At 61.2% G+C, this 18,268-nt stretch carries 20 protein-coding genes; 10 read left to right on the top strand and 10 right to left on the bottom strand.

The annotated features are described in order from the left end of the window. The first annotated feature begins 34 nt into the window (after positions 1 to 34). Positions 35 to 361, top strand: coding sequence for a hypothetical protein (locus tag FIU86_RS09695; RefSeq protein WP_152474897.1), 327 nt, complete (start codon positions 35 to 37; stop codon positions 359 to 361). A gap of 62 nt (positions 362 to 423) precedes the next feature. Here the strand turns inward: FIU86_RS09695 and FIU86_RS09700 are convergent, their stop codons facing one another. Continuing rightward, complete coding sequence (locus tag FIU86_RS09700) at positions 424 to 2,328, bottom strand: PhoX family phosphatase (protein WP_152474898.1); 1,905 nt, start codon at positions 2,326 to 2,328, stop codon at positions 424 to 426. 378 nt (positions 2,329 to 2,706) lie between these two features. On the opposite strand from FIU86_RS09700, the gene FIU86_RS09705 reads away from it, so the two are divergent. Both FIU86_RS09705 and ilvN read left to right on the top strand, forming a co-directional pair. After that, positions 2,707 to 4,464 (top strand): acetolactate synthase 3 large subunit, encoded by a 1,758-nt coding sequence (locus FIU86_RS09705; protein ID WP_152474899.1) that lies wholly within the window; start codon positions 2,707 to 2,709, stop codon positions 4,462 to 4,464. 48 nt (positions 4,465 to 4,512) lie between these two features. Further along, complete coding sequence (gene ilvN / locus FIU86_RS09710) at positions 4,513 to 5,073, top strand: acetolactate synthase small subunit (protein WP_152474900.1); 561 nt, start codon at positions 4,513 to 4,515, stop codon at positions 5,071 to 5,073. Between the two features lie 18 nt (positions 5,074 to 5,091). On the opposite strand, the gene FIU86_RS09715 is transcribed toward ilvN, so the two are convergent. Beyond that, positions 5,092 to 5,415, bottom strand: coding sequence for a hypothetical protein (locus FIU86_RS09715; protein WP_152474901.1), 324 nt, complete (start codon positions 5,413 to 5,415; stop codon positions 5,092 to 5,094). A gap of 492 nt (positions 5,416 to 5,907) precedes the next feature. On the opposite strand from FIU86_RS09715, the gene FIU86_RS09720 reads away from it, so the two are divergent. The 4 genes from FIU86_RS09720 (at position 5,908) to FIU86_RS09735 (ending at position 8,577) form a co-directional block, all read left to right on the top strand. Next, entirely contained in the window at positions 5,908 to 6,537 is a 630-nt protein-coding gene (locus FIU86_RS09720; protein ID WP_368373161.1) for an XRE family transcriptional regulator, read from the top strand. 122 nt (positions 6,538 to 6,659) lie between these two features. Next, on the top strand, positions 6,660 to 7,820 hold the full coding sequence (locus FIU86_RS09725) for an aromatic ring-hydroxylating dioxygenase subunit alpha (RefSeq protein ID WP_152474902.1): 1,161 nt from the start codon (positions 6,660 to 6,662) through the stop codon (positions 7,818 to 7,820). After that, positions 7,817 to 8,032, top strand: coding sequence for a hypothetical protein (locus FIU86_RS09730; protein ID WP_152474903.1), 216 nt, complete (start codon positions 7,817 to 7,819; stop codon positions 8,030 to 8,032). Before FIU86_RS09725 ends, FIU86_RS09730 begins: the two co-directional genes overlap by 4 nt. A gap of 356 nt (positions 8,033 to 8,388) precedes the next feature. Continuing rightward, on the top strand, positions 8,389 to 8,577 hold the full coding sequence (locus FIU86_RS09735; protein WP_152474904.1) for a hypothetical protein: 189 nt from the start codon (positions 8,389 to 8,391) through the stop codon (positions 8,575 to 8,577). On the opposite strand, the gene FIU86_RS09740 is transcribed toward FIU86_RS09735, so the two are convergent. From FIU86_RS09740 to FIU86_RS09750, 3 genes are read right to left on the bottom strand one after another with little or no spacing between them, the layout of a single operon-like run. After that, positions 8,574 to 9,305 (bottom strand): RlmE family RNA methyltransferase, encoded by a 732-nt coding sequence (locus FIU86_RS09740; protein WP_152474905.1) that lies wholly within the window; start codon positions 9,303 to 9,305, stop codon positions 8,574 to 8,576. The two genes, FIU86_RS09735 and FIU86_RS09740, sit on opposite strands and share 4 nt — an antisense overlap. A gap of 4 nt (positions 9,306 to 9,309) precedes the next feature. Then, positions 9,310 to 9,762 (bottom strand): phage tail protein, encoded by a 453-nt coding sequence (locus FIU86_RS09745; protein ID WP_152474906.1) that lies wholly within the window; start codon positions 9,760 to 9,762, stop codon positions 9,310 to 9,312. Beyond that, positions 9,762 to 10,892, bottom strand: coding sequence for a Ppx/GppA phosphatase family protein (locus FIU86_RS09750; RefSeq protein WP_152474907.1), 1,131 nt, complete (start codon positions 10,890 to 10,892; stop codon positions 9,762 to 9,764). Before FIU86_RS09750 ends, FIU86_RS09745 begins: the two co-directional genes overlap by 1 nt. 232 nt (positions 10,893 to 11,124) lie before the next feature. Here FIU86_RS09750 and FIU86_RS09755 point away from each other — a divergent pair, with 232 nt between their 5' ends. From FIU86_RS09755 to FIU86_RS09765, 3 genes are read left to right on the top strand one after another with little or no spacing between them, the layout of a single operon-like run. Beyond that, positions 11,125 to 11,430 carry a virulence factor gene (locus FIU86_RS09755; RefSeq protein ID WP_152474908.1) on the top strand — a complete coding sequence of 102 codons (306 nt, stop codon included), beginning with the start codon at positions 11,125 to 11,127 and terminating at the stop codon, positions 11,428 to 11,430. A 32-nt stretch (positions 11,431 to 11,462) separates the two neighbouring features. Further along, positions 11,463 to 12,395, top strand: coding sequence for a methylenetetrahydrofolate reductase (locus FIU86_RS09760; protein ID WP_152474909.1), 933 nt, complete (start codon positions 11,463 to 11,465; stop codon positions 12,393 to 12,395). 3 nt (positions 12,396 to 12,398) lie between these two features. Continuing rightward, positions 12,399 to 13,460, top strand: a complete 1,062-nt coding sequence (locus tag FIU86_RS09765; protein WP_152474910.1) for a methyltetrahydrofolate cobalamin methyltransferase — start codon at positions 12,399 to 12,401, stop codon at positions 13,458 to 13,460. Between the two features lie 93 nt (positions 13,461 to 13,553). Here FIU86_RS09765 and FIU86_RS09770 read toward each other — a convergent pair whose 3' ends face one another. From FIU86_RS09770 to dctP, 5 genes are all read right to left on the bottom strand, one after another. Continuing rightward, positions 13,554 to 14,516: a YihY/virulence factor BrkB family protein gene (locus FIU86_RS09770; RefSeq protein WP_152474911.1), complete on the bottom strand. Its 963-nt coding sequence runs from the start codon at positions 14,514 to 14,516 to the stop codon at positions 13,554 to 13,556. A 133-nt stretch (positions 14,517 to 14,649) separates the two neighbouring features. Further along, a complete protein-coding gene (locus FIU86_RS09775; protein WP_152474912.1) occupies positions 14,650 to 15,090 on the bottom strand; it encodes a universal stress protein in 441 nt (146 codons plus the stop codon). A gap of 13 nt (positions 15,091 to 15,103) precedes the next feature. After that, positions 15,104 to 16,390 carry a TRAP transporter large permease gene (locus FIU86_RS09780; protein WP_152474913.1) on the bottom strand — a complete coding sequence of 429 codons (1,287 nt, stop codon included), beginning with the start codon at positions 16,388 to 16,390 and terminating at the stop codon, positions 15,104 to 15,106. Positions 16,391 to 16,393: 3 nt separating this feature from the next. Continuing rightward, positions 16,394 to 17,020 (bottom strand): TRAP transporter small permease, encoded by a 627-nt coding sequence (locus tag FIU86_RS09785; protein WP_152474914.1) that lies wholly within the window; start codon positions 17,018 to 17,020, stop codon positions 16,394 to 16,396. Between the two features lie 71 nt (positions 17,021 to 17,091). Continuing rightward, positions 17,092 to 18,105, bottom strand: coding sequence for a TRAP transporter substrate-binding protein DctP (gene dctP / locus FIU86_RS09790; protein ID WP_152474915.1), 1,014 nt, complete (start codon positions 18,103 to 18,105; stop codon positions 17,092 to 17,094). Between the last annotated feature and the right edge of the window lie 163 nt (positions 18,106 to 18,268).

Here is an 18,268-nt window from a genome sequence, read left to right on the forward strand (position 1 = left end):
CATCGTCGTGACATTCTTGGCCATGGGGGACACCATGCAGAACGTTCAAGAAGACTACGGCGAAAGCACGGTGGAGTTCGCCGACTTTACCTTCGACCGCCAGAAAGCCGTGTGCTACGGCCTTCAGAACAACGCGGGCGGCACCACGACGATCATCAACTTCGCGTCGCAGCGGTTGGCCGACAGGTTTCGCACCGCTTATCTCAATGATCTCAACATCCGCATCATCCAGAACGAAGCGCAGCTGATCTGTTTCGCAGACTACGACACGGTAATGCGCAAATCCCAGGATGATCCGCGCGTGCAATCCCTACATTACAACCGCGACTATATGATGGGCACGCTGGGCCACATGATGTAGGCCATACGCCCCAAGTGTTTTCTAAAGAAGACACTTGGGCCTGAAATTCGTGCGTATTTGCTTTATCCCAGCGGCGCTCCGTCTTCTCGCTTGACGGTTATGATCGAGGACCGCGGCAGCTTGCCTTCGCCATCGGGGAACGGCGCGTCGGGATGCTGTATGCCTACGAACATCGTGCGCCGGTCGGTCGACCAGGTCAGCCCTGTCACCTCGGATCCTTTCGGCCCCGTTAGGAACCGGGCGATTTCGCCGGTCACCGGATCGCCCGCCAGCATCTGGTTGTTGCCCATGCCTTCGAATTCGCCCGCGTTGCTGTCGTCGCCATCGGTCTGGATCCAGACCAGACCCGCAGTGTCGAAGGCCATCCCGTCGGGAGAGTTGAACATGTTGCCAGCCGTGATGTTCTCGGAACCGCCATATGTGTTGTTGTAGACGTCGGGGTTGCCCGCCATGACGTAGAGGTCCCAAGTGAAACGGTCAGCGGCATGATCGTCATTTTCTGGTCTCCAGCGGACGATCTGGCCATACTTGTTGGTCTGGCGCGGATTGGGACCGTTGACCGGGGTCTCATCCCCGCCCGCGTTGGGTTTGACGCCACGGTTCTTGTTGTTGGTCAGACAGCAATAGGCCTCCACCGCATGAGGGTTCGCTGCGATCCACTCCGGGCGGTCCATGGTCGTGGCGCCGACCGCCGAGCCCGCCTGACGGGCAAAGATCCGGCTCTCGGCAAGGCTGTCCATGCCCGTCGTCTCTGGCGTCAGAGCCAGCCATTCACCGGTCTGATCGTCGTTGAACTTTGCCGCCGAAAGTGTGCCGTCATCCAGCAGCCCCTCGGTAGAGCCGCCCGGCGTGTAGGTGCCGTTCGATACGAACCGATACATGAACTCGCCCCGCTCGTCGTCGCCCATGTAGACTACGACCCGCCCATCGGGCGCCAATACCACCTCGGCATTCTCGTGCTTGAACCGGCCAAGGCCGGTATGCTTGACCGGCGTGCTTTCGGGATCGGCGGGGTCAATCTCGACCACCCAGCCGGCCCGGTGCGGCTCGTTGGGATTTTTCGAGACGTCGAAACGCGCGTCCCATTTGTGATAATCGTAGTCCCAGCCATCGGGGCCGATGCCGTACCTTTCGTACCCCGCAATGACCTCGGTGCTGGCTTTGATTTGACCGGTGGCACCGAAATAGCCATTAAAGTTCTCCTCGCAGGTCAGATAGGTGCCCCAGGGCGTTTTACCCGATCCGCAGTTATTGAAGGTGCCCAGGCTTTCGGTGCCGGTCGGGTCGGCCTTGGTCTTCATCAGCTCATGCCCAGCAGCCGGACCCGCGATGGTCATCGGCGTCAGGTGGGTGATGCGGCGGTTCAGCGGGCTGTCCTTGACCACAATCCAGCCCTCCGCATCTTCGGCGACCTCGATCACCGCGACACCCTGAAGGTTTTGCAGTTTGCGCACATCGTCGAGGCCAGTCGGCGTGCCGTCCTCGGTATGGGGCAGGTTCACCTCGGGATTGGTGTATTCGTGGTTGATGGCCAAAATCTGGCGTCCTCCAACCTGAAAGCTTTCCATCCCGTCGGTGTTCTCACCAAAGACGCGGTCGGCGCTGTCGACGGCGCCGCCGGTGTCATGATCGAACTCCGGCGTATCGGGGAAAATCGGATCGCCCCAGCGCACCAGCACGTCCCATCCGTAGCCTTCGGGCACATGAACGGTGTGGTCGGTTTGGATCGCGATCGGCCCAAAGGCAAAGCGACTCGCCGTTTGCGCCTGCGCAGTGGTGCCTGACAGCAGCGCGGGCCCCATGCCCATCGCCGTTGCGCCCGAACCAAAGGCCAGGACCCCGCCCAGAAAGCCGCGGCGCGAAATGGCGGCCTCGACCACGCGGTCGAACTCGGTCTCTTCGGGACGCGGATGCATCTTTTCGTCCCAGTCGTCGGCGCTCAAACGGGTGTGGTCAGCATCTTTCATGGCTGGTCTCCTGGATGGTGATGGCGTCAAATCACCCCAAGGTTGTCACACGAGTGTAACACCTCTCGGAAGGGTCCGTGACGATCTTGCAAACCTGCGCGTTTCTGCCGCGCCAATTTTTGCGCAACAAATGCAAAGAAACCGCCCTCTCGCGCGACATTTTTCACGGAAATCCTGTTGACGCTTCTTAGCGCCGCACATAATGTCCCCGAACGCAGCAAGGAGTCGCCTAAAATGGCATCGCTAATCGTAGTCGTAGGTAAATGGCGCATGGGCCGGTAACGGACACCATAACGGTACCCCATGCGCCCTCGGATCCCTCCGGGGGCTTTTTTATGCGTAACAGAATGAGACATACGTCATGAACGGAGCAAAAAGATGACACGTCAGATGACCGGAGCGAAAATGGTGGTTCAGGCCCTGAAGGATCAGGGTGTGGACGTCGTATTCGGATATCCCGGCGGCGCGGTGCTACCGATTTATGACGAGATTTTTCAGCAGAACGACATCCGGCACATCCTCGTTCGGCATGAGCAGGGTGCGGTGCACGCCGCCGAAGGCTATGCCCGGTCGACCGGAAAGCCGGGCGTCGTTCTGGTGACCTCGGGTCCAGGGGCGACCAACGCGGTGACTGGCTTGACCGACGCGCTTATGGATTCGATCCCGCTGATTGTGCTGACCGGCCAGGTACCCACATTCATGATCGGCTCTGACGCATTTCAGGAGGCCGACACGGTCGGCATTACCCGCCCCTGCACCAAGCACAACTGGCTGGTCAAGGAAACCGAGCGTCTGGCCCAGACCATCCACGAGGCGTTTCACGTGGCGACCTCGGGCCGTCCGGGTCCGGTACTGGTGGACATCCCGAAAGACGTGCAGTTCGCTTCGGCCAAGTACCTGGAGCCTGCGCAGACCAAGACCTCGCATTATCAGCCCCAGACCACGGGCGACATCGACACGATCACCGAACTGGTCGAGGCGCTGGAGCAGGCCGAGCGGCCGATATTCTACACCGGCGGGGGCGTCATCAATTCCGGCGACGAGGCGACCGCGCTTCTGCGCGAGTTGGTCGAGGTGACGGGTATCCCGATCACATCGACCCTGATGGGCCTTGGCTGCTACCCGGCGTCGGGCAAGAACTGGCTGGGTATGCTGGGCATGCACGGCCTCTACGAAGCCAACATGGCGATGCATGACTGCGACCTCATGATCAATATCGGCGCGCGGTTCGACGACCGGATCACAGGGCGGCTGGACGCGTTTTCGCCCGGGTCGCAGCGGGCACATATCGATATCGACCCGTCCTCTATCAACAAGGTGATCCGGACAGACTTCCCCATCGTGGGCGACGTGAAGGAGGTTCTGCGCCAGATGCTGTCGGTCTGGAAAGAGCGCGGCAGCAAGGTCAACCGTGAAGCCATTCGCAACTGGTGGGGCCGGATCGAAGAATGGAAGAAGATCAACTGCCTGGCCTTCAGCCAAGCGGGCAAGACGATCAAGCCCCAACACGCAATGCACCGTCTGGAAGAGCTGACCAAAGGGCATGATCGCTACATCTGCACCGAAGTGGGCCAGCACCAGATGTGGGCGGCGCAATACCTTGGGTTCGAAGACCCCAACCGCTGGATGACGTCCGGCGGTCTGGGCACGATGGGATACGGCTTCCCGGCCTCTATCGGCGTTCAGGTGGCCCATCCCGAGGCGCTGGTGATCAACGTCGCGGGCGAGGCGTCGTGGCTGATGAACATGCAGGAAATGGGCACAGCGGTGCAATACCGCCTGCCGGTCAAGCAGTTCATTCTCAACAACGAGCGCCTTGGCATGGTGCGCCAGTGGCAGGAGCTGCTGCATGGCGAGCGTTATTCGCACTCGTGGTCTGACGCCCTCCCCGATTTCGTCAAGCTGGCAGAAGCGTTCGGTGCGAAGGGTATCCAATGTTCGGATCCTGCCGATCTGGACGATGCGATCATGGAGATGCTGAACTACGACGGACCGGTGATTTTCGATTGCCTGGTCGAGAAGCACGAGAACTGCTTCCCGATGATCCCGTCGGGCAAGGCCCACAACGAGATGCTGCTGGGCGAGACTGCGTCGACCGCGGATGCCATCGACGCAGGCGGGGCGGTGCTGGTCTAGGCCACCCCCTTCCCTGCCCTGCACGACAATCTTAAAAGGATTACTCCCATGTCAGCCCTGAAAATCAAGAAAGGCGCGTCCAGCCATTCCGCCTATAACTTGCGGCCCACGTTTTCGGACGCAGAAGAGCGCCACACGCTGGCCGTCATCGTGGATAACGAGCCGGGCGTTCTGGCCCGCGTGATCGGCCTCTTTTCAGGACGCGGCTATAACATCGACAGCCTGACCGTGGCCGAAGTGGATCACACCGGCCATATGTCCCGCATCACCATTGTCACTACTGGCACGCCTCAAATCATCGAGCAGATCAAGGCGCAACTTGGCCGGATCGTGGTGGTGCACGAAGTCCACGACCTGACCGTCGAGGGCCGCGCGGTAGAGCGGGAGCTGGCGCTGTTGCGCGTCACCGGCACCGGGGACAAGCGTGTCGAAGCGTTGCGGCTGGCGGATATCTTCCGTGCCAATGTAGTGGACAGCACGTTGGACAGCTTCGTGTTTGAGATCACCGGCACGTCGGAAAAGGTTGACGCTTTCGCCGACCTCATGCGTCCGTTGGGCCTTGAAGAGATCGCCCGTACAGGCGTTGCGGCGTTGTCCCGCGGAAACTGATCCGCGATCCTGGTAAGCCTAGCGGGACAGCTTCACGTTTCCAAGCCGAGCTCTGGACTGCCGCGGCGGCGCATCGTTGCGGGCGTTCACGCCGGCCTTGGCTGGAAATGGCAGGATCTTGCGGTCGTCGCGGTGCGTCGCAGCGGCGTGTCCAGGATCGCTATCCGGGTTGGCACAGAGCAAATCGGCGGCGAGGCGGGGATATTCGTCGGTTGCAACAACCTTGACCTCGAACGCAAGGCGCATGCCGCGACCATCGCGGATCTTGAACGCGACGAAGTCGCCCTCCTCGAAATTCGAAGCGTCGGCGTACTCGCTTGACTCACCTTCGAAAAAGGCCAATTCACCATGATCTTCGCACCATATCAGCGCGCGGTTCGCGCACCGATCAGCCCACAATACTGCACCGTACATAGCACCCTCGCTTCTATCCTGAATTCAGGATAGGCCACTGCAAGAGGCCGATCACTCGAAATCTGGAGCATCAGTGCAACGCATTTGTGTCAGCAGCTGACCAAACTGACGCTAAAGCGCGTCAGATCCTAGACAGAGCCATGCAACTTCGTGTAAAAAGTGCATAAAGTCCAATCGCGATATCATGGAAGGCGTATGGCCGGAAAACGAATCGATGCTGTTTTGACCCGGAAAACGCCATCAATTGAACCACCGACCAAGTCCTCCGATCCTGCGGTTGTACGTGGTATATTCGGGCGCAACTTACAGATCCTTAGTGCATCGTACAATTCGATCTCCGGCCTTTGCAGGGAGATCGGGATCAACCGGACGCAGTTCAATCGATACCTGTCGGGTGAGAGCTTTCCACGGCCCGACCTATTGCAAAGAATCTGCGAGTTCTTCGATGTGGATGCCCGGATCCTTCTGGAACCGGTCGAGTCGATCTTCGCGACGTCGCCCGAACTTCTGGGGCATTCTTTCCTGTCAGGCTTTTTCGGCGCGTCGCCCACCGCCGTGCCCGAAGAGATGTTTCCCAGCGGCTTCTACAGTTTCGTCCGGCGGTCCTTCATCGACGACACCCTGTTTACCATCGGTCTTGTCCACGTCCACCGCGAGGCGCCCTATACGTTCCTGCGCGGCTTCGAGCCGCGTGATGCGATGCGCAACCAGGGTCTTTCTACCGAACCCTCAAACCGGGAGTTCCGCGGCCTGATCATGCGGCAGGAGGAAGGCGTGGCGGCGCTGGTCACGCACCGCAATTCGCTGGCCTGTTCGTTCAATTTCCTGACGCCCGAAACCTCCTTCCAGTCCAATATCTGGGAAGGGTATGCGACACGCACCGTGCGCGAGAAAGTGACCGGGCGGCGCGCGGCTCGTATGGTATATGAATACCTTGGTCCGGGGCTGACCAAGGCGCTGCCGGTCGCGCGGCAAGCCGGGCTTGTGGCTCTGGAAGACGTGCCGGTATTTCATGCGCGCCTGCTGCGCCTGAAAGAGGAATTCCGCTAGGCCGCAGATCTCCTCTGTCTTGAGACAGTCGCTTTGCGGAAATTCGTGTCGTGAATCGTCGGTTTTTCCGGCGCGATTTCAGGCAATCGGTGAACATCACCAGCCAAGGGGATGTGTTACCGATGTCTGCAACGTTCACCGATCTGTCTGCCGTTCGCGCCAGTGTCGACAAGGCCAACGGCCTTCCCAACGCCCATTACATCGACCCCGCCATCTACGCCGAGGAGCGGCAGGCGCTGCTTTATACGCAATGGGCCGGGCTGTCGGTCGCGGCCGATGTGCCGGAGCCGGGTGACGCCAAGCCGATCGAGTTTCTGGGGATGCCCTTGCTACTGCTGCGCGACAAGGATGGCGATGTCCGGGTGTTTCAGAACATCTGCCGTCACCGGGGCATGATCCTGGTGGAAGAGCCGCGCAAGATCGAAGGCGCGATACGCTGTCCCTATCATTCGTGGTGCTATTCCACCAAGGGCAAGCTGGTCTCGACCCCGCATGTGGGCGGGCCCGGTCACAACACGCACGACGCCATCAAGCGCGACGATCTGGGCCTGATCGAGGTGCGCAGCCACGTGTGGCGCGATGTCGTGTGGGTCAATGTCTCGGGCGATGCGCCGGACTTCGAGGAGGCCATGAAGGAGGTCATCGCGCGCTGGTCGGAATTTGAATTGCCGGTCTATCACGGCGGGTTCGACAGCAAGATCGAGTTCGAGGTCAATACCAACTGGAAGCTGGCGGTAGAGAACTATTGCGAGAGCTACCACCTGCCCTGGGTGCATCCGGGGCTCAACAGCTACTCCAAGCTGGAGGACCACTACAACATCGAGGAGCCCGGTGCATTCTCGGGTCAGGGTACGATGGTCTATCGTCAACTGACCAACGAGAACGGCGAAAAATTCCCTGATTTTGAAGGGGTTGGGGCGAAGTGGAATGAACAGGCGGAGTATATCGCGGTTTACCCGAACGTTCTGCTGGGTGTGCATCGCGACCATGCCTTCGCCATCATCCTGGAGCCCAAAGGCCCCGAGAAGACGGTCGAGCATATCCACCTCTACTATTCGGTGCCCGATAGTGATGAAGGGCTGCGGATGCGTAACACGCAGCTTTGGAAGACGGTGTTCGAAGAGGACATCTTTGTGGTCGAAGGCATGCAGCGAGGGCGGCACGCGGACCAGTTCGACGGGGGCCGTTTCTCGCCGGTGATGGACAGCCCGACCCATTGTTTTCACGCCTGGGTCGCCGGCAAGATCGAGGCCTATCGGGGTATGGGAAAGGCGGCGGAATGAGTGCGGTTCTGGACAACGCGATGATCGCCGCGCACGAGGCGCATGACAGCGCCGCGCTGGTGCATTTGTACACTCAAGCAGCGGATGCGGCGAACGATCTGGACGCGTCGTGCTTTTACCTGACCCATGCATATGTTTTTGCGCTGGAAGCCGGGGCGCCGGCTGCGCGGCGTCTGCATGCGCGGCTGGTGCGGCACGGGCGCGAGGCGTAAGGCGGCAGAGAGGTTAATTTTTGCGATCGCCCGTTTCCGGCGTCGGTATCGCGTCGGTATTTGGGTGGTTTCGCGACGGTGCCGTTTTCGCCGGGACCAGATTAACAGGGCGTGCGCTGCGCACCGGGCGGTCGGAAAGATGTGAAGATAGGGTGAAAACGGCGCGCGGAGGTCGCGTGGGTTTTCACCCACCCTACGAATTTGGTTAAGACGCTATCCCGGACCTGATCCGGGATCTCTGGTGGCAAGGGATTTTTAAACCCTGCCCGCAAATCGAACGATGAGCGAGCCAAAACCGCCTTAATGGAATGTAAGGGAGTTCGCTCGACAATGAGCGAAACTCTCGTTGAGGCCACATGCAAAGCAGACCGGACCATATCCCGATGTCCCGCCACGCGCGGCTGTTCGAATTGTTACGCCAAGAGAATGCGGCGCGGCGCGTGCGTGACCGGGCCAAGGCCGGACAGATCACCGACGGCAACGCGGCCCTGGTGTTTCGCGAGTTGGCGGAACTGTCCTTTGAGGCCAGGCCCGCGGTGCTTTAGCCCCGGAAGCCCGTAGCGACCACGAACTTCTCGGAACTGTCGGAACGTGAAGCGGGTGGCTTGACGTTGGCCACCTTTGTGAAGCGTTGCTTCAGCAATTTCTGCAGATCGCCCTCGGCCCCTCCGGCCAGCACCTTAGAGACAAAGGTGCCGCCCTCTTCCAGCACGTCGAAGGCGAGATAGGCCGCGGCCTCGCACAGCGCGATGATGCGCAAGTGGTCGGTCTGCTTGTGGCCCGAGGAAGACGCGGCCATGTCGGACATGACCACATCCGCCTTCCCGCCGAGCCATTCCTTCACCTTGTCGTCGGCGTCGTCTTCCATGAAGTCGAGCACGTGCAGTTCGCAACCCGCGATGGGTTCGACCTCTTGCAGGTCGATGCCGAGGATATAGCCCTGAGCCTTGCCGGATTTCTCGCCCAGTGCATTCACGCGCGGCACGGCCACCTGGCACCAGCCGCCGGGGGCGCAACCAAGGTCGACGACGCGCGCGCCGGGGACCAGAAAGCGGAACTTGTCGTCAAGCTCCATGATCTTGTAGGCGGCGCGGCCGCGATAGCCTTCCGCCTGGGCGCGTTTGACGTAAGGGTCATTGAGCTGCCGTTGCAGCCAGCGGGTGGAACTGCTGCGCCGGCCCTTGGCGGTCTTGACCTTGACGGTCAGGTCGCGCTGGCCGCGGCCAGAGGTGTTCTTGCCCGTGGGACCCTTTCCGGTGGGTGTCTTGGCCATGTCGCTACCTGCTCGCTATCTCTATGCCCTCATGGGCGATTTCCAACGTCTCGATGGCGACCTCGTTGCCCTCGGCCTTGAGATCGGTGCTGCTGATCTTGACGGGGAAAGCATTCTGCAAGGTCCACGTCATCGTCGGTTTGCCCGTCTCGTCCACCAGCGCGATGGTGACCGATTTGCGCGAGATCGTGTTCATTTTGATCGCGTTGAACCAGTCCCAGACGCCGTGATCACCGGTCACGACACCGCGTTTCAGCGTGATATTCGATGTCTTTTGCACGCCCGGCATTTTGATTGCGGAGAAAACCTTGGAGTTGCCCGCACGATAGTCGATCACGTCACTCTCGGCATCAAGGCCGGAGACCTCCTGAAAGCTGAGCTCGGTGTCGTCCCACGAGACGAGAAAGCTGAACTTCGGCAGCGGCCATGAGGTCTGATCCGGCGTATCCTGCGTCATCAGTCCTGTCCTTCGATCAGCACGCCGTCGGCAGCCATCTGGGCGTAGAGCATCCCCTCGCGCAGGCCGCGGTCGGCCACCGATAGGCGGTCCGTGGGCCAGCAGCGCAGAAGCGCCTGAAGGATCGCGGCGCCCGACATGATGAGCGCCTGACGGTCGAGGCCGATACGCGGATCGCGGCGACGGCCGGCGGGGCCCATGGCGAGGTAGTCGCGGATCACCCGGTCGATCTGATCGGAGGTCATGCGCAGCCCGTCCACCTTGTTGCGGTCATAGCGTTTGAGGCCGAGATGGCTGGCGGCGACGGTGGTGACAGTGCCGGAGGTCCCGACGATCTGGAAGCCATCACGGGGCGGCTCGTCCTTGTAAGGGGCAAATTCTGCGAGGTTTTCCTCGAAGAACCAACTCATGAGTGCGAAGCGGGCGGCGTCATCCTCGACATCGTTGAACTGGTCGCGGAGGGTGGCCACGCCCAAGGGCACGCTGATCCAGTCGACCACGCGGGCCGACGGGCCATCGCCGCGGCGCGCGTCGGGAAACCCGCCATGCATCCGCATGATGGCCGAGGCCCGCTCGCGCGGGCGCACGTTGGTGAGGTCGATCCAGACAAGCTCGGTCGAGCCGCCGCCGATATCGACCACCAGAAGCTGCTCGGTCTTCTTGCTGACCAGAGGGGCGCAGGAGACGACGGCCAACTGCGCCTCTTCCTGCGGCTCGATGATGTCGAGTCGCAGGCCGGTTTCCCGCTCCACTTTACTCATGAAGGCGGCACCGTTGGAGGCGCGGCGGCAGGCCTCGGTCGCCACGAGGCGCATGTTCTTGACCTTGTTGCGCTTGAGCTTTTGCTGGCAGACGCGCAGGGCCTGGATGGTGCGGTAGATCGAGGCGCGCGACAGCTTGCCGCTCTGTTCCAGCCCCTGCCCCAGCTGCACCGATTTCGAGAAGCTGTCCACAACTTTGAACTGAGCACCGTCAGGTCGGGCGATCAGCATACGACAACTGTTCGTTCCCAGATCCAGCGCCGCATAAAGCGAGCCGGATTCGGGCGAGATCAGTGCGGGGCTTTCAACCTTTTGCCGTCCATTTGAACGAGGGACCGCGCCCGCACTTTCGGGACGCTTGGGCGCCATAACTCACGCCCTCCATTTCGAGTTACCTTGAAGGTAGTGGTTGCGTGCGCTTCGCGCAAGCTTTGAGCCACGCACGGGATAAACTTGAATCATTTTCCGGTGCCTTGCGGTGGCCTTGAAACGGCATGGCGGATAGGGTGACGTCGCTGGATGACGTCGTTAAGTCGAAAAACGACCCTGTCGGAGGCAGCGGGTGAATTAGAGAGAGTCAACCGAGGTAGAGGAATCAGCGATGGTTGATGTGACTGTGGTATACTGGCGGGACATCCCCGCGCAGGTGATCGTCGGCAAAGGCCGGCGCGGGTCCAAGCGCCCCCTGCCCGAGCGGTTCGAGCAGGCCATCGACCGCGCCGCGATGAAGATCGGCGCGGAGGATACCGATGCCTATCTCGCCGAGTGGCGCAAAGCCGCACCCTACGAGGTGGAGGGCGAGGCCGACGCGGTGGCCGAGGCCGAGGCCGCACGGCTGGACAAGGAATACGATCAGGTGCGCATCAAGCAGCTGATCGCGAATGACGGTTGGGCCGGCTCGTCGTGAGCACGGGTCGGAAATCTTTCTGGGAGGCCGCGATGGCGCTTTTGAACTTCAAGAAACGTGAAGCGCCGGGCGCGCGCACGGTGAACCCGCAGGTCGAGGCGTTTCTCGATGGCTATTCCATCGAGGTGATGCCGCGCACCGCCGAAAAAGTGGACAATTTCCGCGACCTGCTGCCGGAAGGCACGCGCGTCTACATCGCGCATATCGAAGGCACGCCGATCGAGGACATGGTGGTGACCGCCAAGCGCGTGACCGCCGAGGGCTACAAGGTGATGCCGCATTTCCCGGCGCGGATCATCAAGGACCAGGCGACGCTGGAAGACTGGATCGCGCGCTACCAAGGCGAAGCGGGCGTCGACCAGGCGCTGGTGCTGGCCGGCGGCGTGAAAGATCCGCATGGCGATTTCGACAGCTCGATGCAACTGCTGGAAACCGGCGCGTTCGACCGGGCGGGATTCAAGCGGCTGCACGTTGCGGGCCACCCCGAGGGCAACCGCGACATCGACCCCGATGGCAGCATGAAGAACGTCGAGGATGCCGTTCAGTGGAAACAGAAATTTTCGGAACGCACCGACGCCGAGATGGCGCTGGCCACGCAGTTCGCCTTTGACGCCGACCCGATCATCAAATGGGCCGACGACCTGGCCGCGGCCGGTGTGACCTTGCCCATCCATATCGGCATCGCGGGGCCTGCAAAGCTGCAGACACTGATCAAGTTCGCCATCGCCTGCGGCGTGGGTCCGTCGCTGAAGGTGCTGCAAAAGCGCGCGATGGACGTGTCCAAGCTGCTGCTGCCCTACGAGCCCACGGATGTTCTGACCAAGCTGGCGGCGCACAAGGCGGCGAATCCGGACTTCAACATCACCAACGTTCACTTCTTCCCGCTGGGCGGCATCAAGACCAATGCCGAGTGGGCGATCGAAAACGGTGGCGCGTCGACTGTGCCCGCCGCCAAGCAAGGATAAGTCATGACGCGTACTATCGTCGAAAGCAAAACCAAGACCGCCATCATCGGGTTCGACCAGCCGTTCTGCGTGATCGGCGAGCGGATCAACCCGACCGGCCGCAAGAAACTGGCCGCGGAGCTGGAAGCGGGCGATTTCTCGACCGTGGAAGCCGACGCCATCGCGCAGGTTGCCGCCGGAGCGACGGTTCTGGATATCAACGCGGGCGTTGTCTACAACTCGAACCCCGATCCCAACCAGACCGAGCCGCCGCTGATGCGCAAGGTCGTGGAACTGGTGCAGGGGCTGGTCGATGTGCCGCTGTGCATCGACAGCTCTGTGCCCGGCGCGCTGGAAGCGGGGCTTGAGACCTGCGAGGGCCGTCCGCTGCTGAACTCGGTCACCGGCGAGGAAGAGCGGCTGGAACTGGTTCTGCCGCTGGTCAAGAAATATAACGTGCCTGTGGTGGCGATCTCGAACGACGACACCGGCATAAGCGAAGACCCCGACGTGCGCTTTGCCGTGGCCAAGAAGATCGTGGAACGGGCCGCCGATTTCGGCATCCCGGCGCATGACATCGTGGTCGATCCGCTGGTCATGCCGATCGGCGCGATGGGCACGGCCGGTCTGCAGGTCTTCACGCTGGTGCGGCGTCTGCGCGAGGAACTGGGCGTGAACACCACCTGCGGTGCGTCGAACATCAGCTTCGGCCTGCCCAACCGGCACGGCATCAACAACGCTTTCTTGCCGATGGCGATGGGCGCGGGCATGACCAGCGCGATCATGAACCCGATCGCCCTGCCCGTGAAAGAAGCCGACAAGGCCGCCAAGCGGGCCGAGGCCGAGGCCGCGGGGATCATCATCCCCGAGGACATGGACGACGAGACCTTCTGCCGGCTTTTCGAACTGGGCAGCACCAAGCCGCGTGCCGGCAAGGAAATGGAAGCCATTCGCGCAGCCAACTTCCTGACCAACAACGACCCGCATGGCGGCGAGTGGATCAAGTTCAACAAGGCCCCGCCTAAAGCCGGTGAAGAAGACGCCGGACGTGGCGGACGCGGTGGACGGCGGCGTCGCCGCGCATAAGTGACTTTGACAGTGAAGATGGAGAGGCCCCGGTTTTGCCGGGGCTTTTTCTTTTGGGAGTAGAGCGACGCGCGGCTTGGTCGCCGCTTAGCATTATGCGCTGTCCGACTGCCCGTGCGGATGGGTGTCGGCCTTGACGGCGCCACGCTGCCCCTCGGGCTGCGCCGGGCCTGTGGTGGGATCCTTGCGGGTCTGGTGTTCGATCTCGGAATTCAGTTCGGCCCCGGCCAGTACGATGAAGGACGACAGCCACAGCCATGTCAGCAGGATGATGACTCCGCCGAGCGTGCCGTAGGTTTCGTTATAGCTGCCGAAGTTCTGGACGTAGATCGAGAACCCGACCGTGCCGATCAGCCACAGGATTGTCGCGACCACCGCACCGGGGCTGACCCAACGCCACCGAGCGTTCGCCCGTGACGGTCCAAAGCGGTAAAGCACCGACAACCCCAAGACCGTCAAGAACGTGAAAAGCGGCCATTGCAACCAGATGATCGCCGTCTCGACCGTTTCGGGCAGACCGAGATAGCCGATCAGCGCAGGCAGGACGATCATTGCGCCAATCGCAATAATAAGCCCGACTATAACAAGAAGCGTGAGGGCAATGCCGGTTGCATAGAGTAGGATGAAGCCGCGTTTCTCCGCCTCGTCATAGGCGATGTTCATGCCTTCCATGAGGGTCATCATGCCCTTGGTCGCGCCGTAGAGTGCCAGGAGCAGCCCGAATAGCGCAGCAAAGCCGGTCGCGGTTTCGTCGCCGCCGGTGACCTGAAGGACCTGTTCTTCGATGATGGCGGCGGCATTCTGCGGCAGCATGGCGACAAGCGCCTCGAGCTGGCTTGCCACATCCGATGGGTCCAGCAGCAGGCCGGAGATGGAAATCAGAGTGGTCGCGGCGGGAAAGATAGCCAGCAGGCCGAAGAAGGCGACACCGGCAGAGACTACCGAGACGTGGTCGGCCACGATCTTGGACTTGACCCTGAGAAGTATGTCCCACCACCCGCGTCGCGGTATTTCGGTGGGATGATTTGCGGATTGGCCGCGGGTTGCGTCCTGCACTTTACACGCTCCTGGTCGTTATTGGCTGAGGAAAGAACGCACGAGCGGGGAAAAAGATCGGTGCTTGGTCGGGAAATTGGCGCAGGAGACAAGGAAGTCCCGGGTCAGGCCCGGGAAAGGGTGGCGTGTGGGCTTACACGATCAGCACCGGCACCGGCGACAGGTAAGTGACCTTCTGCGAGACGCTGCCCAGAAGATAGCCTTCCATCGAGCCCATGCCGCGGCGGCCGATGACGATCAGGTCGATGCCGTGTTCCTCGACGAACTTCACGATGTTGCGCGACGTCGGGCCCGCTTTGACGAAGGCGCGGACGTCGGTCTTGCCGGCATCCTGGGCGCGCTTCTTGGCGGTTCCGACGACCTCTTCGGCGTGCGTGCGCATGGCGTCGTCCATGTTGCCCGGATCGTCGGGGCGGACCATGGACAGCGACGCCTCGAGCATCGAATGGTGGCGATAGACCGTCAGGATCGTCAGCGCGGCCCCACCGCAGAGCGCGGCCATCTCGATGGCCTTGTCGACCGCCAGCTCGGAATTGGGCGACCCGTCAAAGGGCACCAGTATGGATTTGTACATGTCTCTCCTCCGGTTACTTGTCGAAGGCCAGGTCCCGCAGGAACAGGGCGATCTGTGGGAAGAAGATCAGCAGCACGGCGACCGACAGCAGGATGAAGATAAAGGGCGGCGTGCCGCGGATCACTTCCATGTAGGGCCGTTTGAACACCGCGATGGCCGTGAAGATGTCACAGCCGAAGGGCGGCGTGGCCGAGCCGATGGCGACTTGAAGCGTGATGATCGTGCCAACCAGCACCGGGTCGAGGCCAACGGAGTCGACCACCGGCGCGAAGATCGGGACCAGAACCAGGATCACCACGATCGGATCGACGAACATGCAGCCGACGAAGAAAGCGATGGAGATGACAAAAAGCACCCCGATCTGGCCCATCTCGTCAATGCCGATGGAGCCGAGGATTTCCTGCGGAATTTGCGCAAAGGAAATCACCCAGGAAAACGCGGCGCCCACGCCGACGAGGATGAACACGACGGCGGTGATGAGGCCGGTGGACTTGGCCGTCTCATAGACGCCCTTGAGGTCCATCTCGCGGAAGATGATGACCTCGAGCACCAGCGCGTAGAGCACGCAGGCCGCCGCCGCCTCGGTCGGGCTGAAGATGCCGCCGTAGATGCCGCCGATAATGATCACCGGGAAACCCAGTGGCCATAGCGCCTTGCGCCCGGCGTTGAAACGTTCGCCCCAGCTGTATTTGGGCTCGGTCGGCACGTTGTTGCGGACCGCGTAGATCCAGGCGTAGACCGAAAAGAGGAACAGGATCAGCAGGCCCGGCCCGATGCCGGCGATGAAAAGCTCGGCGATGGAGGTGTTGGACACCACGCCATAGATGATCATGCCGATGGAGGGCGGGATCAGGAAGGCGATGTCCGAGGCGTTGACGATGAGGGCGAGAATGAAGCTGTCATTGTAGCCTGCCTTTTGCATCCGGGGGCGCAGCGGCGAGCCGACGGCCACCACCGTGGCCTGGGTCGAGCCCGAGACGGCACCGAACATCGTGCAGGCGGCGGCGGTGGACACGGCAAGCCCGCCCTTGAGGTGGCCCACGAAGGCCATCACGAGGTCGATCAGGCGATTGGCGGACTGGCCACGGGTCATGATGTCGGCGGCGAAGATGAACATCGGCACCGCAATCAACGAGGCGGGCCGGATGCCGGCCATGATCTGCTGAATCATCGTCTCAAGCTGACCGAAACCGCCGAACATGGTGTAGAAGCCGATGAAGGCGGCGACGATCAGCGGGATCATCATCGGAAAGCCCAGGAGCAGAAGGACGACCATGATGGAAAAGATGGTAAGGGCCATCGGTCAGACCTCCTTCTCGGTATCGTCATACCCTTCGAGCACGGCGGTCGAGAGGTAGATATCCTTGTCGATAATGTTCTTGATCGCGGTCAGCAGGTACTGCACCCCGGTCATGAAGAAGCCCACGGGCACCCAGACCAGTGTGATCCAGACCGGGATCTGAAGCGAGGGCAGCACGCGGCCGCGGCCGGCCTGCGTGAGGATGTAGGTATAGGCGTAGTATGCCAGGCCGAACATGAACACCGCGGTGACCAGCGTGATGACGATCATCATCAGCTTGCGGGCCTTGGGCGGCATGGTGTCATAGATCGCCGACATGCGGATATGCCGGCCATGGCGGGCGGCATAGCTGATCCCGGCGAAAGTGATCAGGATGATGAGGATGCGGTTCAGTTCTTCGGAAAAGAAGATGCTGTTCTGAAAGACGAAGCGCCCGACCACGTTGGCGATGGTATTGGCCGCCATCAGCAGGACGCCCACGGCGAGCATCACCGCCTCGATCTTGCTTATCAGGATGTCGATGGTGCCGAGAAACCCGGGCAGCGTGGAGACGTATTCGCCTGTGGGTTCGTCGTCGGTTCCGGTCGTGTCGGTCTGCGACTGTATTTGTGAGCCGTGTTCGTCTGACATGGGCTGTCCCCGCATTCAGTAGGATGCCACGGCGGCCACGCGCGAAGCGCAGCCGCCGCACGGCTTTACGCCTATTGCACGGCCTCGAGATCGGCCTTGAGCTGGTCAAGGATCTTCTTGCCACCTTCGCCGGTCATTTCGAGGAACGTTTCCTCTACCGAGGCGCCTGCCTCGACGAAGGGCTGACGCTCTTCCTCGCTGAGGGTGTTGACCTGCATCGAGGGCTTGGCTTCCTTGATCTTTTCGATGCTCTCTTCGTGAAGACCTTTTTGGTAGTCGATGATGTGGTCGAAAGCGACGTCGATCGCGTTCTGGATCATCGTCTGGTCCTCTTCGGACAGGCCGTCATAGAAGTCCTTGTTGGCCATCACGGCGGTGGTGAAGTTGTTGTGACCGGCGCAGGTGATGACCTCGGTCACCTCGTACATCTTGGTCGACTCGATGAAGAACATCGGGTTTTCCTGGCCCTGAATGATACCGGTCTGAAGCGCGCCGTAGACCTCGCCCCAGGGCAGCGGCGTGGGTGTCGCGCCGAAGGCCTTGTAGCTTTCCACCAAGAGCGGGTTGGTCATGACGCGGAACTTGACCTGGTCGAGGTCAGGCGGCCCGGTGACGGGTTCCTGCGTGGTCATGCAGACCTCGCCTTCGGGGAACATGGTCAGGAGTTCCAGCCCCTGCTCGGCGTAAAGCTCGGGAAACATCTCGTTGATGGCCTTGGAGGTGCGGAAGAACTCGCCCAGCTTCTCGGTGTCCTGCGGCAGAAGGTACGGCACGAAGAAGACCTGCGCCTCGGGGATCAGCGAACCGGTGAAGCCGGGGCTTTGATCGACAAATTGCAGGATGCCGGTCTGGGCCTGTTCCATCGTGTCGGCGGATTCGCCGAGAGTGCCATAGGGGAAAAGTTGAACAGTGTGGTCGGAATTGGCTTCGACCTCTTCCTTGAACTTCTGCGCGAAGACGCCCTGCACCTCGTCGAGCGCTTCTTCGAACGCGTAGCGCCATGTCTCGGCGTTGGCGACACTTGCGCTGAGCGCGAGTCCGGCTGCGACGGCTGCCGCGAGTGACTTGGGCAAAAATCTAGCCATTTCAAATCTCCCTGATGTTTCGTGACTTTTTTAGGCTGAGGGTCACAGGATAGCGTGTCAATGGCACATTGTAAAAACGGATGGGTGCAACATCCTGGTCTGCCCCCTCGTCGAGCAATCAAATTTAAATCGACATATCAATGCTTTATGTAAGAATGCTGCA

Source organism: Roseovarius sp. THAF9 (assembly GCF_009363715.1).
Lineage (GTDB): Bacteria > Pseudomonadota > Alphaproteobacteria > Rhodobacterales > Rhodobacteraceae > Roseovarius.

Coding starts and splice junctions, on each gene's coding strand:
- FIU86_RS09735 (WP_152474904.1), top strand. CDS start 8,389: ATGCAAAGCAGACCGGACCATATCCCGATGTCCCGCCACGCGCGGCTG.
- ilvN (WP_152474900.1), top strand. CDS start 4,513: ATGTCAGCCCTGAAAATCAAGAAAGGCGCGTCCAGCCATTCCGCCTAT.
- dctP (WP_152474915.1), bottom strand. CDS start 18,105: ATGGCTAGATTTTTGCCCAAGTCACTCGCGGCAGCCGTCGCAGCCGGA.
- FIU86_RS09755 (WP_152474908.1), top strand. CDS start 11,125: ATGGTTGATGTGACTGTGGTATACTGGCGGGACATCCCCGCGCAGGTG.
- FIU86_RS09700 (WP_152474898.1), bottom strand. CDS start 2,328: ATGAAAGATGCTGACCACACCCGTTTGAGCGCCGACGACTGGGACGAA.
- FIU86_RS09760 (WP_152474909.1), top strand. CDS start 11,463: ATGGCGCTTTTGAACTTCAAGAAACGTGAAGCGCCGGGCGCGCGCACG.
- FIU86_RS09780 (WP_152474913.1), bottom strand. CDS start 16,390: ATGGCCCTTACCATCTTTTCCATCATGGTCGTCCTTCTGCTCCTGGGC.
- FIU86_RS09775 (WP_152474912.1), bottom strand. CDS start 15,090: ATGTACAAATCCATACTGGTGCCCTTTGACGGGTCGCCCAATTCCGAG.
- FIU86_RS09750 (WP_152474907.1), bottom strand. CDS start 10,892: ATGGCGCCCAAGCGTCCCGAAAGTGCGGGCGCGGTCCCTCGTTCAAAT.
- FIU86_RS09705 (WP_152474899.1), top strand. CDS start 2,707: ATGACACGTCAGATGACCGGAGCGAAAATGGTGGTTCAGGCCCTGAAG.
- FIU86_RS09745 (WP_152474906.1), bottom strand. CDS start 9,762: ATGACGCAGGATACGCCGGATCAGACCTCATGGCCGCTGCCGAAGTTC.
- FIU86_RS09695 (WP_152474897.1), top strand. CDS start 35: ATGCAGAACGTTCAAGAAGACTACGGCGAAAGCACGGTGGAGTTCGCC.
- FIU86_RS09740 (WP_152474905.1), bottom strand. CDS start 9,305: ATGGCCAAGACACCCACCGGAAAGGGTCCCACGGGCAAGAACACCTCT.
- FIU86_RS09730 (WP_152474903.1), top strand. CDS start 7,817: ATGAGTGCGGTTCTGGACAACGCGATGATCGCCGCGCACGAGGCGCAT.
- FIU86_RS09765 (WP_152474910.1), top strand. CDS start 12,399: ATGACGCGTACTATCGTCGAAAGCAAAACCAAGACCGCCATCATCGGG.
- FIU86_RS09785 (WP_152474914.1), bottom strand. CDS start 17,020: ATGTCAGACGAACACGGCTCACAAATACAGTCGCAGACCGACACGACC.
- FIU86_RS09725 (WP_152474902.1), top strand. CDS start 6,660: ATGTCTGCAACGTTCACCGATCTGTCTGCCGTTCGCGCCAGTGTCGAC.